The 16,390-nt window shown below is 75.7% G+C and carries 1 protein-coding gene; it reads right to left on the bottom strand.

The window, feature by feature from the left end; genetic code table 11:
• Positions 1-140: 140 nt before the first annotated feature.
• Positions 141-16,373 (bottom strand): type I polyketide synthase, encoded by a 16,233-nt coding sequence (locus ACIO9K_RS07350; RefSeq protein ID WP_400327679.1) that lies wholly within the window; start codon positions 16,371-16,373, stop codon positions 141-143.
• Between the last annotated feature and the right edge of the window lie 17 nt (positions 16,374-16,390).

The raw sequence follows: 16,390 nt of genomic DNA on the forward strand, positions 1-16,390 counted from the left end.
CTGACGTCAGGTCCGACCCGTCGCCCGCCCAGTCTCGCCACGGACGGCCCCGGTTTTCCCTAGAGGCGTGGACGCGCCGAGAAGCACGGACGGGCGTGCCCGGTACCCGTGGGTACCGGGCACGCCCGTCCGGCCTGCGGCTACTCCTGGCCGCGCAGCCACTCCTCCACGACCTCGGCGGTGAGGGCCGAGTCCTCGCGGATCATCGACAGGTGGTCGGCGTCGACACCGACCACCCGGGCGCCCGGCACGAGCGGCTCGGCCTGGGCACGCTGCTCGACGGGGGCCTCGTCGACGCCGGTCAGGGCACGGTCGCAGGTGACGAGCAGGACGGGGGCCGTGGTGTGGTGCACCTCCAGGCGGTTGAGGAGGACCATCCAGCGGCCCATCGCGGACAGGCGGGAGTTGGTCAGCCGCACCGGCGAGTCGCCGCCGGTGAAGTTGAGCCGCATCATGCCGGTGTAGTCGGTGCCCTCGTCGGCGTTGTGCTGGAAGCTCAGCGTGTCGAAGAGGACGACGCCCGCCGGGCGGATGCCCCACGTGTGCTCCAGCAGGCCGGCCGCGGCGTAGGCGAAGGAACCGCCGGAGGAGTGGCCGGCGAGGACGAACGGGTGGCCGTCGCTGGCGCGCAGGGCGCTCTCGGCGATCACCCGGGTGGCGACCTCGGGGGTGGCGGGCAGCCGCTCGCCCGTGGCGAAGCCGACCAGCGGGAGCGCCGACACCTCGCGCTCGCCACGGAAGTGGGCGGCGAGCCGGGAGTACTGGTGCACGCCCGCGTTGGCCGTCGGCGCGCTGACGCAGATCAGCCGGGTCGGGCGGGGCCCCTCGGCGAGGCGGGTCGCCCAGGGCAGGTCCTCCAGTTCGGCGGTCGCCTCGAAGGTGGGGCGCAGGGCCGCGACGGTGGCGAGCATGCGCTGGGCCTCGGGCACCTTGCCGATGGCCAGGGCGTCGGTGAACAGCCGCTCCAGGGAATCGAGTTCGGGCTCGCCGCCGGGCACGAGCACGGCCCCGCCCCCGCCGTCCTCGGCGCGCTGGTTGGCGAGCTCGCTGCGGAGCCAGGTGGCGAGCTCGACCGGCGAGCGGCTGTCGAAGACGACGGTGGCGGGCATCCGCAGGCCGGTGACAGCGGCGATCCGGTTGCGCAGCTCGACGGCGGTGAGCGAGTCGAACCCGAGCTCGTAGAAGTCGCGTTCGGCGTCGACGGCCTCCGGGGAGAGGTGGCCGAGGACGGCGGCGGCTTCGGCGCGGACGGTATCGACGAGGTAGCGCATGCGGTCGCGCTCGTTGAGGTCGAGCAGCTGCCGGGTGAAGTCGGCGGCCGCGCCGGCACCGCTCGTGCCGCCGCCCGAGGCGGAGCGCCGGGCGGCGCGGACGAGTCCGCGGAACAGCGGTGGCACGTCGCCCTGGGGGCGCATGCCCCCGGCGGCCAGGCCCATCGGAATGACGAGCGGTTCGGCGGAGCCGAGGGCCGCCTCGAACAGGGCGAGGCCCTGCTCGACGGAGAGCGGCGGGATGCCGCCGGACTGCATGCGCCGCATGTCGGTCTCGCTGAGCTCGCTGGTCATGCCCGCCTCCTGGGCCCACGGGCCCCAGGCGAGCGAGGTGCCGGCCAGACCGAGCGACCTGCGGTGGTCGATCAGGGTGTCCAGGAACGCGTTGGCCGCGGCGTAGTTGCCCTGGCCGGGGCTGCCCATGACGCCCGCGATGGACGAGAAGACGGCGAAGACCGCGAGGTCGAGGTGCCGGGTGAGCTCGTGGAGCTGCCAGACGGCGTCGACCTTGGGCCGCAGGACGGCGGACAGCCGCTCGGGGGTGAGCGCGGTGATGATGCCGTCGTCCAGCACACCGGCCGTGTGGATGAGGGCGGTGAGCGGGTGCTCGGCCGGGATGCCGGCGAGCAGGGCCTCGGTGGCGGCGCGGTCGGCGGTGTCGCAGGCGACGACGCGGGCGTCGGCGCCGAGCGCCGCCAGGTCGGCGAGGAGTTCGGCCGCGCCGGGCGCGTCCGGTCCGCGCCGGCTGGTGAGCAGCAGGTGGCGGGCGCCGGTGGAGGCGAGGCGGCGGGCGAGGCGGCGGCCGAGGGCGCCGGTGCCGCCGGTGATCAGCACGGTGCCGTCGGGGTCGCGCTCCGCGGGCATCGTGAGGACCGTCCGGACGGCGGACTCCCCGGCGGTGAGCGCGGTGCGGGCGGCGCGGATGTCGTGCGCGGCGACCGGCGGCGCGGTGAGCTCGCCGCGTCCGGCCAGGGCGACGAGCTCCGCGAGGATCGCGGCGGTCTCGTCGGCGTCCGGTGCGGGCAGGTGGGCGAAGGCGTCGTCGTCGAGGACGAGGTCGGTACCCGCCGCCGCGCGCCCGACGAGCCGCTCGGGCGGCAGGCCGTGGCCGAGCAGGGCGTCGCGCAGCCCGTCGGGGGCCGTGGCCGAGACATCGGCGCCCAGTCGCAGGGCGAGCTCGACGGCAGCGGTGGCCGGTCCGGTGGCGGTGGCGTGCACGTGGACGGTCCGGCCGGCCTGGACGGCCGAGCCGCCGAGGGCCTGCCGTGCGGGGACGAAGTCCGCGGCCAGGGCGGCGGCGGCCCCGGAGGACCAGCCGTCGGGCAGCGGGGCCAGCAGGCGCCGGTCCGCGACCGCCTTCGGCCCGGCCGCCAGCACGCCGAACACCTCGTCGCCCGGGCGAAGGTCCGGCACGCCGTCACCGACCGCCGTCACCACGCCGGCCGCACCGGTGCCACGGCCGTGGACGGCGGCCCGGACGGCGACGGCGACCTGCCCGGCCGCGGGCGGCCCGGCCGCCTCGGGGCGGGGCACGAGCGCCATGTCGTCGGGCAGCAGGCCGTCCAGGACCCACGGCGTGCCGGCCGGGGGCAGCAGCCCCGCCGCGTCCGCGAGCCGGGCCAGCCGGGCCACCCGCAGGGCGCCGCCGCGCACGGCGAACTGGGCCTCGCCGTCGGCCAGCAGGCCGGGCAGCAGCGGCAGGACCGCGGCCACGTCCTCAGTGCGTTCGACGTCGAGCAGGGCGAAGCGGCCGGGGTGCTCGGAGTTCGCCGAGCGGACCAGGCCCCAGGCGGCGCCGCCGGGCAGGTCGCGGACGGTCTCGCCGTCGGCTGCCCGGACGGCGCCCCGGGTCACGAACACCAGCCGGGCGGCGGCCCGGTCCTCGGCCAGCCAGTCCTGGACCAGGGCGAGGACGCGCGTGGTGTGCGCGTGGACGGCCTCCGGGACATCGCCGGCCGGGCCCTCCAGGGCGACCAGGACGAGGTCCGGCACCGGGCGGCCGAGGTCCGCGAACGTCGCGGCCGAGGAGCCCGTGCCGTAGCCGTCCCGGCCGAGCGCCGTGCAGCGCACTGCCGTGGCGGCGGGCGGCGTGGCGGGGGCGGGGACCCACTCGATCCGGAACAGCGGGTCGCGGCCGGTGCGGGCGGCGGCAGCGGCGGCCTGCGGGGCGCGCAGGGTGACCGAGCCGACCGTCAGCACCGCGCCGCCCGCCGGGTCGGTGGCGGTGACGGACACCGTCTCCTCGCCGAGGCGGGCGACGCGCACCCGCAGGGCGGCCGCTCCCCCGGCGTGCAGGGCCACGCCCTGCCAGGCCTGGGGCTGCGGCAGCTGCTCCTCGGTGCCGACGCCGATCAGCACGGCGGCGTGCAGGGCGGCGTCGAGCAGGGCCGGGTGGAGGCCGAAGTAGCGGGCGTCCTCGCCGGGTTCGCCGGCCTGCTCGACCTCGGCGAACACCTCCTCGCCGCGCAGCCAGGCGGCGCGCAGTCCCCGGAACGCCGGGCCGCGCCCGGGCTCGCGGTAGAAGCCCTCCAGGTCGACGGCGAGCGCACCGGCCGGCGGCCAGGCCGCCTGCGCGTAGTCCGGCAGGTCGGTGTCCTGGGGCACGAGGGTCCCGGTGGCACAGCGCGTCCACGGCTCGTCGGGGGCGGCGTCGCCGGGGCGGGCGTAGCAGGCCACCGGGCGGGCGCCGCTGTCGTCGGGCGCGCCGACGCGCACCTGCACGACGGGTTCGTCGTCCTCGGCGAGCGGCAGCGGGTCGCCGAGCGTGAGCTCCGCGATCCGGCCGCAGCCGACCTGGTCGCCGGCCCGGACGGCCAGTTCGACGAAGGCGGCGGCGGGGAAGGCCAGCCGGCCGCCGATCCGGTGGTCGAGCAGCCACGGGTGGACGCGCAGGGCGAGGCGGCTGGTGAAGAGCAGGCCGTCGGTGTCGTCGGCGAGCGGGACGGCGGCGCCGAGCAGCGGGTGGTCGGCCGGGACGAGGCCGACGGAGGCGACGTCGCCGGAGAGGGCGGCCGGGCGCGGCCAGTAGCGGCGGTGGTCGAAGGCGTAGGTGGGCAGGTCGACCCGGCGGGCGCCGGTGCCGTCGAACAGGGCCGCCCAGTCGACCGGGACGCCGGCCGTGTGAAGCGCGGCGAGGGCGGTGAGCAGGGTGCGCTCGTCGGCGCGGTCCTTGCGCAGGGCGGCGGCGCGGACGCAGTCGGCCGCGTCGTCGCCGAGGCTCTGTTCGGCGAGGGCGGTGAGGACGCCGTCGGGGCCGAGTTCGAGGAAGGCGGTGGCCCCGGCCTCGCGCAGGGCCCGGACGCCGTCGGCGAAGCGGACGGCCTCGCGGACGTGGCGCACCCAGTAGTCGGGGCTGGTGAGGTCCGCACCGAGGGCGCCGGTGAGGTTGGAGACCAGCGGGATCGAAGGGGCGGCGTAGGACAGGCCGTCGAGGACGGTGCGGAAGTCCTCCAGCATCGGGTCCATCAGCGGGGAGTGGAACGCGTGGGACACCCGAAGGCGGGACGTCCGGCGGTCGGCGAAGTGCGCCTCGATCGCCGCGACGGCCTCCTCCGTGCCGGAGACGACGACGGAGGTCGGGCCGTTGACGGCGGCAACGGACACGAACTCGGTCAGCAGGGGCAGGACTTCGTCCTCAGTGACCTGCACGGCGAGCATCGCTCCACCGGACGGCAGGGCCTGCATCAGCCGGCCGCGCGCCGCCACCAGGGCGCACGCGTCACCGAGCGAGAACACCCCGGCGACGTGCGCCGCGGCGATCTCGCCGATCGAGTGACCAGCGACCAAGTCCGGCCGCAGGCCCAGGGATTCGACGAGTCGGTACAGCGCCACCTCGACCGCGAACAACCCGGCCTGGGCGTACGCCGTCCGGTTCAGCAGCTCCGCGTCCTCGCCCCACACGACCGCGCGCAGCGGCTGCTCCAGGTGCTCGTCGAGCACCGCGCACACCGCGTCGAAGGCGTCCGCGAACACCGGGAAGCGCGCGTACAGCTCCTGGCCCATGCCCAGGCGCTGCGAGCCCTGGCCGGAGAACAGGAAGGCCGTCGAGCGGTCCGCCGCGACGCCGCGGGCGACCTCTGTCAGGCCCTCGCTGCACGCGAGCAGCACGGCCCGGTACTCGAAGGCGGAGCGTCCGGTGGCGAGCGAGAACCCGATGTCCAACGGGGAGAGTTCGAGGGCGGAGGCGCGGGCGAGGTGGGTCTCCAACGCGTTCTCGGAGCGGCCGGAGAGCACCAACGGGACGACGGCGGGCAGCACCCGCTGGTCCTCGGTGCGCTCGGTCACGGCGGGCGCCTGTTCGAGGATCACGTGCGCGTTGGTGCCGCTGATCCCGAACGAGGACACCCCGGCGCGCCAGGGCCGGTCGACCTCGGGCCACGGCCGGGCCTCGGTGAGCAGGTCGATCGAGCCCGCCGTCCAGTCCACGACGGCGGACGGCCGGTCGATGTGCAGGGACTTCGGCAGCACGCCGTGCCGCATGGCGAGCACGGTCTTGATCACCCCGGCGACGCCGGCGGCGGCCTGGGTGTGGCCGATGTTCGACTTCAGCGAGCCGAGCAGCAGCGGCCGTTCGCGGTTCCTCCCGTACGTGGCGAGGAGCGCCTGGGCCTCGATCGGGTCGCCGAGGGCGGTTCCGGTGCCGTGGCCCTCGACGGCGTCGACCTCGGCAGCCGACAGTCCGGCGCTCGCGAGGGCCTGGCGGATGACGCGCTGCTGGGACGGGCCGTTGGGGGCCGTCAGGCCGTTCGACGCGCCGTCCTGGTTGACGGCGCTGCCGCGCACGACGGCCAGCACCGGGTGCCCGTTGCGGCGGGCGTCGGACAACCGCTCCAGGACCAGCATGCCGGCGCCCTCGGACCAGTTGGTGCCGTCGGCGGCGTCCGAGTAGGCCTTGCAGCGGCCGTCGGCGGCGAGGCCGTTCTGGACGGTGAAGCCGGCGAAGCTCACCGGCGTGGTCATCACCGTCACGCCGCCCGCGAGCGCGAGTCCGCACTCGCCGTTGCGCAGCGCCTGGGTGGCCCAGTGCAGGGCGACCAGGGACGACGAGCACGCGGTGTCGACGGTGACGGCCGGGCCCTCCAGGCCGAGCGTGTAGGAGATGCGGCCGGACAGGACGCTCGACGCGAGGCCGGTGCCGGCGTGGCCGCCGATGTCCTCGCGCGAGTTCATCATGAGCGTCGCGTAGTCGAGGCCGTTGGTGCCGACGAAGACGCCGGTGCGGCTGCCGCCGAGCTTCTGCGGGTCCACCCCGGCGCGCTCCAGGGCCTCCCAGGACGTCTCCAGCAGCAGGCGCTGCTGCGGGTCCATGGCGAGGGCCTCGCGCGGCGAGATGCCGAAGAAGGAGGCGTCGAAGTCGGCGACGGCGTCGATGAAGCCGCCTTCCAGGGTGGCGCTGCGGCCGCGGCCGTCGCGGTCGCCGACGAGCAGGGTCCGCAGGTCCCAGCCGCGGTCCTCCGGGAAGCCGGCGATGCCGTCGCCGCCCTCGGAGACCAGGCGCCACAGCTCGTCGGGCGAGGTGACCCCGCCGGGCAGGCGGCAGGCCATGCCGACGATCGCGATCGGCTCGCCGTCGTCGGCCGCGGCTCGCACGTTGGGCAGCAGCGGGTCGACGGGGGTGTCGAGGAGCTCGGTCAGGAGATGCCCGGCGAGGGCCTGGGCGGTCGGGTAGTCGTAGACGGAGGTGGCGGGGAGCGTGAGGCCGGTGGCCGCGCCGAGCCGGACGGGCAGCTCGACGGCCGTCAGCGAGTCGAAGCCGAGGTCGCGGAACTTGCGGTCCGGGGCGACGGCGGAGCGGTCGGCGTAGCCGAGCACGGAGGCGACGTGGGTGCGGACGAGGTCGGTGAGCAGGGCGGTGCGCTCGGTCGGGGTGAGGGCGCGCAGGCGGCCGGTGAGCTCGGAGGCGGCGGTCGCGTAGTCGCGGCGGACCGCGGCGGCGGCCTCCAGGGCGGGCCGGGCGGCCGGGAGGTCACGCAGCAGCGGGTTGCCGCGCAGGCCGACGAGGCTCTCCAGGACCTGCGGCTGCGTCAGGTCGAGCAGCACGAGCGCTGGGGCCGGGCGGGTGACGGCCTGGCGCAGCGCGGCCAGGGCGAGGTCGGGGTGCAGGGCGGGGACGGCGGTGCGCTGGGAGCGTCCGTCGTCCCCGGCCGGGGCGCCCGAGTCGATGCTGGTGGCCTCGGCGCCGATCCACGCACCCCAGGCCACGGAGGTGGCGGGCAGGCCGTCGGCGCGGCGGCGCTGGGCCAGCGCGTCCAGGACGGCGGCCGGGGCCGCGAGGGTGGCCCGGCCGGGGGTGCCGACGGCACCGGCGACGGAGGAGCAGAGCACGAAGGCCGTCAGGTCGATGCCGCGGGTCAGCTCGTCCAGGTGGAAAGCGGCCCCGGCGCGGACCCGGTGGACGGCGGCAAGGCGCTCGGGCGTCAGGTCGTCGAGGACGCCGTCGTCGACCGTGCCCGCCGCGTGGACGACGGCGGTGAGCGGGGCGTCGGCGGGGATCGCGGCCAGCAAGGCGGCGAGGGCGTCACGGTCGCCGACGTCGCACGACGCGATCGTCACGACGGCGCCCAGGCCGCTCAGTTCCTCGACGAGGTCGGCGGCGCCGGGGGCGTCCGGCCCCCGGCGGCTCGCCAGCAGCAGGTGGCTCGCGCCCGCGGCGGCGAGCTGGCGGGCCACGGCCGCGCCCCGGCCGCCGGTGCCGCCGGTGATCAGCACGGTGCCCGGGGTCCGCCCAGGCGTCCAGCCCGCGGCCGGCGCGCCGGCCGGAGCCGGGACCAGGCGGCGGGCGTGGACGGCGGCGGTACGGATCGCGATCTGGTCCTCGCCGTCCACGCCGGCGAGCACGGCGGCCACGCGGCGCACCGCGGACTGGTCCGGCACCTCGGGCAGGTCGACGAGGCCGCCCCACTGCTGGGGGTGCTCCAACGCGGCGACCCGGCCGAGGCCCCATACGGCGGCCTGCTCGGGCGCGGTCGGCGAGTCGGTACGGGCCACGGCGACCGCGCCGCGCGTCAGGCACCACAACGGCGCGGTGACGTCCGCGTCGCGCAGCGCCTGCAGGAGGGCGAGGGTCGCGGCGGCCGGGTCGGTCTCACGGCCGAGCGCGAGGAGGGACAGGACCCCGGTGAACGGGCCCCCGGTCGAGGGAAGTTCGCGCAGGAGCGTAGCGATCCCGGCGCGCTCCTGGGCGGACACGGACAGGCACAGCACGTCCGGCCCGACGGCCTCGCAGGCCGCCTCCGTCCACGCCTCGTCGCCGTCCTCGGCCGGCGTCACCACCAGCCATGGGCCGGACGGCCGGGCCGTCGAGCCGCCCGGCAGCGCGCGCCAGGACTCGTGGAAGCGCAGCGCGTCCAGCAGGGACTGGTCGCGGTGGTGGCGCCGCCACGCGGACAGGGCCGGGAGCACCGCGCCGAGCGCTTCGCCGTCCACAGCGAGGTCGGCGGCGAGCGCGTCCAGGTCCTCGCCCTCGACGGCGGCCCAGAAGCGGGCGTCCAGCGGGTCGTCCGGCGCGGCGGCGCCGGGGCGGGAGGTCGGGGCGTGCGTCTGCGGCCAGTAGCGCTCGCGCTGGAAGGTGTACGTCGGCAAGCCGGTGCGGCGTGCACCGGTGCCGTCGAACAGGCGCGCCCAGTCGACGGGCGTGCCGACGACATGGAGGCGGGCGAGCGCGGTCAGCAGGGCGGTCTCTTCGGGACGGCCGCGGCGCCCGGCCGACTCGACGACGACCTCCGAGGCATCCGCCAGGGTCCGGCGGACGGCAGGGGACAGGGCCGCGTCCGGGCCGAGCTCCACGAAGTCGGTCGCACCGGCGGCGTGCAGCGTGCGGATGCCGTCGGCGAAGCGGACGGCCTCGCGGACGTGGCGCACCCAGTAGTCGGGGCTGGTGACGTCCTCGCCGAGGGCGCCGGTGAGGTTGGAGACCAGCGGGATCGAAGGCGCGCTGTAGCTCAGCCCGTTGAGGACCTCGCGGAAGTCCTCCAGCATCGGGTCCATCAGCGGGGAGTGGAACGCGTGGGACACCCGAAGGCGCGTGGTCCGCCGGTCGGCGAAGTGCGCCTCGATCTCCGCGACGGCCTCCCCCGCGCCCGAGACGACGACGGAGGTCGGACCGTTGACGGCCGCGATCGAGACGAAGTCGCCCAGCAGCGGCAGGACTTCGTCCTCCGTCGCCTGCACGGCGAGCATCGCGCCGCCGGACGGCAGCGCCTGCATGAGGCGGCCGCGAGCAGCCACCAGGGCACAGGCGTCGGTCAGGCCGAACACCCCGGCGACGTGCGCGGCCGCGACCTCCCCGATCGAGTGGCCCGCGACGAACCCGGCCCGCACGCCCAGCGATTCGACGAGCCGGAACAGCGCCACCTCGACCGCGAACAACCCGGCCTGGGCGTACTCCGTCCGGTTCAGCAGCTCCTCGTCCTCACCCCACACGACCTCACGGACGGGCAGGTCGAACTGCGCGCAGACCGCGTCGAAGGCCTCGGCGAACACGCGGAAGCGGGCGTACAACTCCTGTCCCATGCCGAGGCGTTGGGCGCCCTGTCCGGAGAACAGGAGTGCCGTCCTGCGCTCTCCGTCGGCGACGCCCCGGGCCACTTCGGCGCCGTCCAGCAGCACGGCCCGGTGCGCGAACCGCGACCGCCCGGCGGCCAGCGAGAGGCCGACGTCAACGGGCGAGGCGTCCAGCCCTTCCAGTCGCACGAGCTGGGCGTCCAGCGCGGCCTCGGACTTGCCCGCCAGCACCCATGGCACTGAGCCTGGCGCCACCGACGGCTCCGCCACGCCGGCCTCGGCCGGCGGCGCCTGCTCGATGATCACGTGAGCGTTGGTGCCGCTGATCCCGAAGGCCGACACACCCGCACGGCGCGGCCGGCCGGTCTCCGGCCACTCCTCCGCCTGCGTGAGCAGCCGGATGTCACCCGCCGTCCAGTCGACGTGCGAGGACGGCGCGTCCACGTGCAGCGTGCGGGGCAGCACGCCGTGCTGCATCGACAGCACGGCCTTGATCACGCCGGCCGCACCGGCGGCGGCCTGGGTGTGGCCGATGTTGGACTTCAGCGAGCCGAGCAGGAGCGGGCTTTCGCGCTCCTGCCCGTAGGTGGCGAGGAGGGCCTGGGCCTCGATCGGGTCGCCCAGCGTGGTGCCCGTACCGTGGCCCTCGACGAAGTCGACCTCCGCCGCCGAGAGGCGCGCGTTGGCGAGGGCCTGGCGGATGACGCGCTGCTGGGCCGGCCCGTTGGGGGCCGTCAGACCGTTCGAGGCACCGTCCTGGTTGACGGCACTGCCGCGCACGACCGCGAGCACCGGGTGCCCGTTGCGACGCGCGTCCGAGAGGCGCTCCAGCACCAGGACGCCCGCGCCCTCCGACCACCCGGTCCCGTCCGCACCGTCGGCGAACGCCTTGCAGCGCCCGTCCGGGGCCAGTCCGCCCTGCCGGGTGAAGCCGGGAAAGCCGAGCGAGGACGACATCACGGTGACGCCGCCGGCCAGGGCCAGCGTGCACTCGCCGCTGCGCAGCGACTGGGAGGCCAGGTGCATCGCCACCAGCGAGGAGGAGCACGCCGTGTCGACGGTGACCGCCGGTCCCTCCAGGCCGAAGGTGTAGGAGATCCGGCCGGAGACCACGCTCGCGGCCAGGCCGGTGCTCGCGTGGCCCTCGATGTCCTCCTGGGCGTTCATGACGAGCGTCAGGTAGTCCTGGCCGCCGGTGCCGACGAAGACGCCGGTCCGGCTGCCGCGCAGCGCCGTCGGGTCGATCCCGGCACGCTCGACGGCCTCCCAGGACGTCTCCAGCAGGAGCCGCTGCTGCGGGTCCATCGCGAGCGCCTCGCGCGGCGAGATCCCGAAGAAGGCCGCGTCGAAGTCGGCCACCCCGTGCAGGAAGCCGCCCTTCGCGGTGGCGCTGCGCCCCCGGTCGCCGGGGCCGCCGCCGAGCAGGATGTCGAGGTCCCAGCCGCGGTCGGTCGGGAAGTCGGAGATGCCCTCGCGGCCCTCGGCAACCAGCGCCCACAGCTCCTCGGGCGTGCCGATCCCGCCGGGCAGGCGGCAGGCCATGCCGACGATCGCGATCGGGTCATCGGCGATGGCGGTGGCCGCCGCGGCCGGGGCGACCGGATCGTCGTGCCGGCCGAGCACCTCCGCGAGCACGCGGTCGGCGATCGCGGCGGGGGTCGGGTGGTCGAAGACCAGGGTCGCGGGCAGGCGCAGGCCGGTGACGGCGGTGAGGCGGTTGCGCAGTTCCAGGGCGGTGAGGGAGTCGATGCCGAGGTCGTGGAAGTCCCGGTCGGCGGCGACGGCCTGCGGCGAGGCGTGGCCGAGGATAGCGGCGGCCTCGGTGCGGACCAGGTCCACGACGTGGCGCAGCCGGTCGGCCTCGCGCAGCTCGTGGAGGCGGGCGGCGAGGGCCGTCATGGTGGCGGCACCGGTGCCGGTCGCGGAGGCCGTGCGGCGCCCGGCGGGCAGGAGGGCGCGGAACATCGTCGGCACCTCGCCGCGTGGGCGGGCGCCGGCGGCCATGCGGCCGATGGGGACGAGGTAGGGCTCGTCAACGGCCATGGCGGCGTCGAGCAGGGCGAGGCCGTGCTCCTCGGCCAGGGGCGGGACGCCGGAGGCGTGGATGCGGTGCAGGTCGGCCTCGGAGAGCGTCCCCGTCATACCGGCCGTGGGCACCCAGGCGCCCCAGCCCAGAGACTGGGCGGGCAGGCCCTGGTGGCAGCGCCAGTGCGCCAGCGCGTCGAGATAGACGTTGGCCGCCGCGTAGTTACCCTGACCCGCCGTACCCATCACGCCCGAGATGGAGGAGAACAGGACGAAAGCCTTGAGATCCTGGTCCTTGGTCAGCTCGTGCAGGTTCCACGCCGCATCGACCTTCGGGCGGAGGACGGCCGACACACGCTCGGGAGTGAGCGCGGTGACGATGCCGTCGTCCAGCACACCGGCCGCGTGCACGACACCCGTGACCGTCCGGCCGTCCAGAGCCCGCGCCAGCGCCTCACGGTCGGCCACGTCACAGGCCACCACCTCGACACGCGCGCCCAGCCCCGCCAACTCATCCACCAACTCGGACGCGCCCCCGCGCCGGCTCAGCAACAGCAGGTCACGCACACCATGCCCGACCACCAGGTGCCGGGCGACGAGACGACCCAGACCACCGGTACCACCCGTGACCACCACGGTTCCCGAGCCCCAACCCTTCGAGCGCCCGCCGGGGGCCACTCGGGCGAGCCGGCCCACCCGGACAACGCCGTCTCGTACCACCACCTGCGGCTCGCCCACGGCCAGCACCGTGTCCAACGGAAGCTCGCCGTCCGCGTCCACGAGTACGAACCGGCCCGGGTTCTCCGACTCCGCCACCCGCACCAGACCCCACACGGCAGCGCCGACGAGGTCGGACACCTCGCCACCCACCACGGCACCCCGCGTGACGAAGACGAGGCGCGCGTCCGCGAACCGAGGCTCGGCCAGCCACTCCTGCACCAGGCCCAGCACCCACGCCGTCACCTCGTGCACGGCCTCCGGCGTCGAACCACCCGCCACCGGGACCACCACAGCACCCGGCACCTCGTCCGTCAGGTCGGCGAACGACGCCACGCCCGCACCCAGCGTCGCTGCCGTCACGCGCTCACCCGCGCGCGACGGCGCGGGCACCCATTCCAGCCGCAGCAACGAGCCCGCCGCAGCCGCTCCCTGCGCCACGGCAGCCGGCTCGGCCAGCGTCAGGTCCTCGGCGGACAGCACCGGCTCCCCGGCGGCGTCCACGACGGCGAGCGCGAGCGTCTCCCCACCCGTACGCACGAGCCGGGCCCGCACCACGGACGCGCCCGAGGCATGCAGCGACACCCCGGACCACGCCACCGGCACCAGCCCCCGGCCGTCCGCCCTCACCACGGCCGCCAGCAGCGCCGGGTGCACGCCGAACCCCGCGGCGTCATCGGCCGCGCCGCCCGGCAGGACGGCCTCGACGAAGGTCTCTTCGCCGCGCCGCCAGACCGATCGCAGCCCGTCGAAGGCCGGACCGAGGTCCGCCTCCTCCTGGATCCCGGTCAGCTCCGCAACAACCGCGCCCTTCGGCGGCCAAACCGAGGCGTCGAAGTCGGCCGTGCGCTCGCCGCGGACGAGCTCGCCCGAGGCGTGCTCCGTCCACGCGCCATCGGCGTCGGCGTCCGGGCGGGAGAAGATCCGCACCGGGCGCGCGCCGGAGGCCGTCGGGGCGTCCACCTGGATCTGGACGACTACCGCGCCGTCCTCGGCCAGCACCAGCGGTTCAGCGAGCGTCAGCCGCTCGACCCGGTCACACGCCACCTGGTCGGCGGCCCGAACGGCCAGCTCCAGGAACCCGGTCGCCGGGAAGACGGCCACGCCACCCACCCGGTGGTCGCCCAGCCACGGCTGCGCCTTGAGCGACAGGCGGCCGGTCAACAGCGTGCCCTCGGCGTTCGCGAGCGCGACGGTCGCGCCCAGCAGCGGATGCTCGGCGGGCGACAGGCCGGCGCCGGTCACGTCGCCGATGCGGCGGGCGGGGCGCGGCCAGTAGTGCTCGTGTTGGAAGGCGTAGGTGGGCAGGTCGACGCGGCGGGCGCCGGTGCCCTCGAAGAGCCGCGCCCAGTCGACCGGGACACCCGCGACATGCAGGCGGGCCAGCGCGGTGACGAGGGTGTGCTCCTCGGGCCGGTCGCGACGCAGCAGCGGGAGCGCGGGAGCGTCCCCGTCCTGCTGGGCGAGGGCGGCGAGGACGCCGTCCGGGCCCAGCTCGACGAAAGCGGTGGTACCGGACTCGCGCAGGGTGCGGACGCCGTCGGCGAAGCGGACGGCCTCGCGGACGTGGCGCACCCAGTACTCGGGGCTGGTGACGTCCTCGCCGAGGGCGCCGGTGAGGTTGGAGACCAGCGGGATCGAAGGCGCGCTGAAGCTCAGCCCGTTGAGGACCTCGCGGAAGTCCTCCAGCATCGGGTCCATCAGCGGCGAGTGGAACGCGTGCGAGACCTGCAACCGCGTCGTCCTGCGGTCGGCGAAGTGCGCCTCGATCTCCGCGACGGCCTCCTCCGTTCCCGAGACGACGATCGAGGTCGGGCCGTTGACGGCCGCGATCGAGACGAAGTCGCCCAGCAGCGGCAGGACTTCGTCCTCCGACGTCTGCACCGCCAGCATCGCGCCACCCGACGGGAGTGCCTGCATCAGACGGCCACGAGTGCTCACCAGCTTGCACGCGTCCTCCAGCGAGAACACCCCGGCCACATGCGCCGCCGCGATCTCACCGATCGAGTGCCCGGCCACGAACTCCGGCCGCACACCCAGCGATTCGAGCAGCCGGTACAGCGCCACCTCGACCGCGAACAGTCCGCACTGGGCGTACTCCGTCCGGTTCAGCAGTTCCTCGTCCTCACCCCACACGACATCCCGAACCGGCAGCTCCAGCGCGGCGCACACCTCGTCGAAAGCCCGAGCGAACACCGCGAACCGGCCGTACAACTCCCGCCCCATCCCCAACCGCTGCGACCCCTGCCCCGAGAACAGGAACGCCGTCGACCACTCCCCCGCCACCCCGCGCGCAACCTCGGCCCCGTCCACCAGCACCGCCCGATGCCCGAACCGCGAGCGCCCCGCCAACACGAGGGCGACGTCCACGGGAGAATCATCGACCTCGGCGAGCCGCTCCACCTGCGCGTCCAGCGCCGCCCCCGACTTCGCCGAGACCACCCACGGCACCACACCGGGCACGACCGACAAGCCGGCCGCAGAATCCTCCTCCACCGCCTCCTCGACGATCACATGCGCGTTCGTCCCGCTGATCCCGAACGAGGACACACCCGCCCGGCGGGGCCGGTCCACCTCCGGCCAGGCTCGGGCCTCGGTGAGCAGCTCGACGGCCCCCGCCGACCAGTCCACCTCGGCCGACGGCGCGTCGACGTGCAGCGTCTTCGGCAGCACGCCGTGCCGTAGCGCCATCACCGTCTTGATCACGCCGGCCGCGCCCGCCGCCGCCTGGGTGTGGCCGATGTTGGACTTCAGCGAGCCGAGCAGGAGCGGCTGTTCACGGTCCTGCCCGTAGGTGGCGAGGAGCGCCTGGGCCTCGATCGGGTCGCCCAGCGGCGTGCCCGTCCCGTGGCCCTCGACGGCGTCCACCTCACCGGCCGACAGCCCGGCGTTGGCGAGCGCCTGCCGGATCACGCGCTGCTGCGAGGGGCCGTTGGGCGCCGTCAGCCCGTTCGACGCACCGTCCTGGTTGACGGCCGAGCCGCGCAGGACGGCCAGCACCGGGTGCCCGTTGCGGCGGGCGTCCGAGAGCCGCTCCAGCACCAGCACGCCCGCGCCCTCGGCCCAGCCCGTCCCGTCCGCCCCGTCGGCGAACGCCTTGCAGCGCCCGTCCGAGGCGAGCCCGCCCTGCCGGGAGAAGCCGGAGAAGCTCATCGGCGTCGACAGCACGGTGACTCCGCCCGCGAGGGCCAGCGTGCACTCGCCGGCCCGCAGCGCCTGCGACGCCAGGTGCATCGCCACCAGCGAGGACGAGCACGCCGTGTCGACGGTGATCGCCGGGCCTTCCAGGCCGAAGGTGTACGACACCCGGCCGGACAGCACGCTCGCCGTCAGGCCGGTGGTCGCGTGGCCCTCCATGTCCTCGTCCGAGTTCATCACCACGCCGACGTAGTCGACACCCGCCGTGCCGACGAACACGCCGGCGCGGGTGCCGCGCAGGCCGCTCGGGTCGATGCCCGCCCGCTCGAAGGCCTCCCACGACGTCTCCAGCAGCAGGCGCTGCTGCGGGTCCATCGCGAGGGCCTCGCGCGGCGAGATCCCGAAGAAGCCCGCGTCGAACTCGCCGGCCGCGACGAACCCGCCCTCGACCGAGGCGCTACTGCCGCTGCCCTCGCCGAGCAGCGCCGCGATGTCCCAGCCGCGGTCGGCTGGGAACCCGGTGATGCCGTCCCGCCCGTCCGCGACCAGCCGCCAGAGCTCCTCGGGGGTGGTCACCCCGCCCGGCAGGCGGCACGCCATGCCGACGATGGCGATCGGCTCGTGCCGGCCGGACTCGGCCTCCAGCAGTCGTTGGCGTGTCTGGTGCAGGTCGGCCGTGACCCACTTGAGGTAGTCAACGAGCTTGCTGTCGTTCGACATGGGGGGTGGTGCCTTCC

The organism is Kitasatospora sp. NPDC087271 (genome assembly GCF_044744605.1).
GTDB lineage: Bacteria > Actinomycetota > Actinomycetes > Streptomycetales > Streptomycetaceae > Kitasatospora.

Coding starts and splice junctions, on each gene's coding strand:
- ACIO9K_RS07350 (WP_400327679.1), bottom strand. CDS start 16,373: ATGTCGAACGACAGCAAGCTCGTTGACTACCTCAAGTGGGTCACGGCC.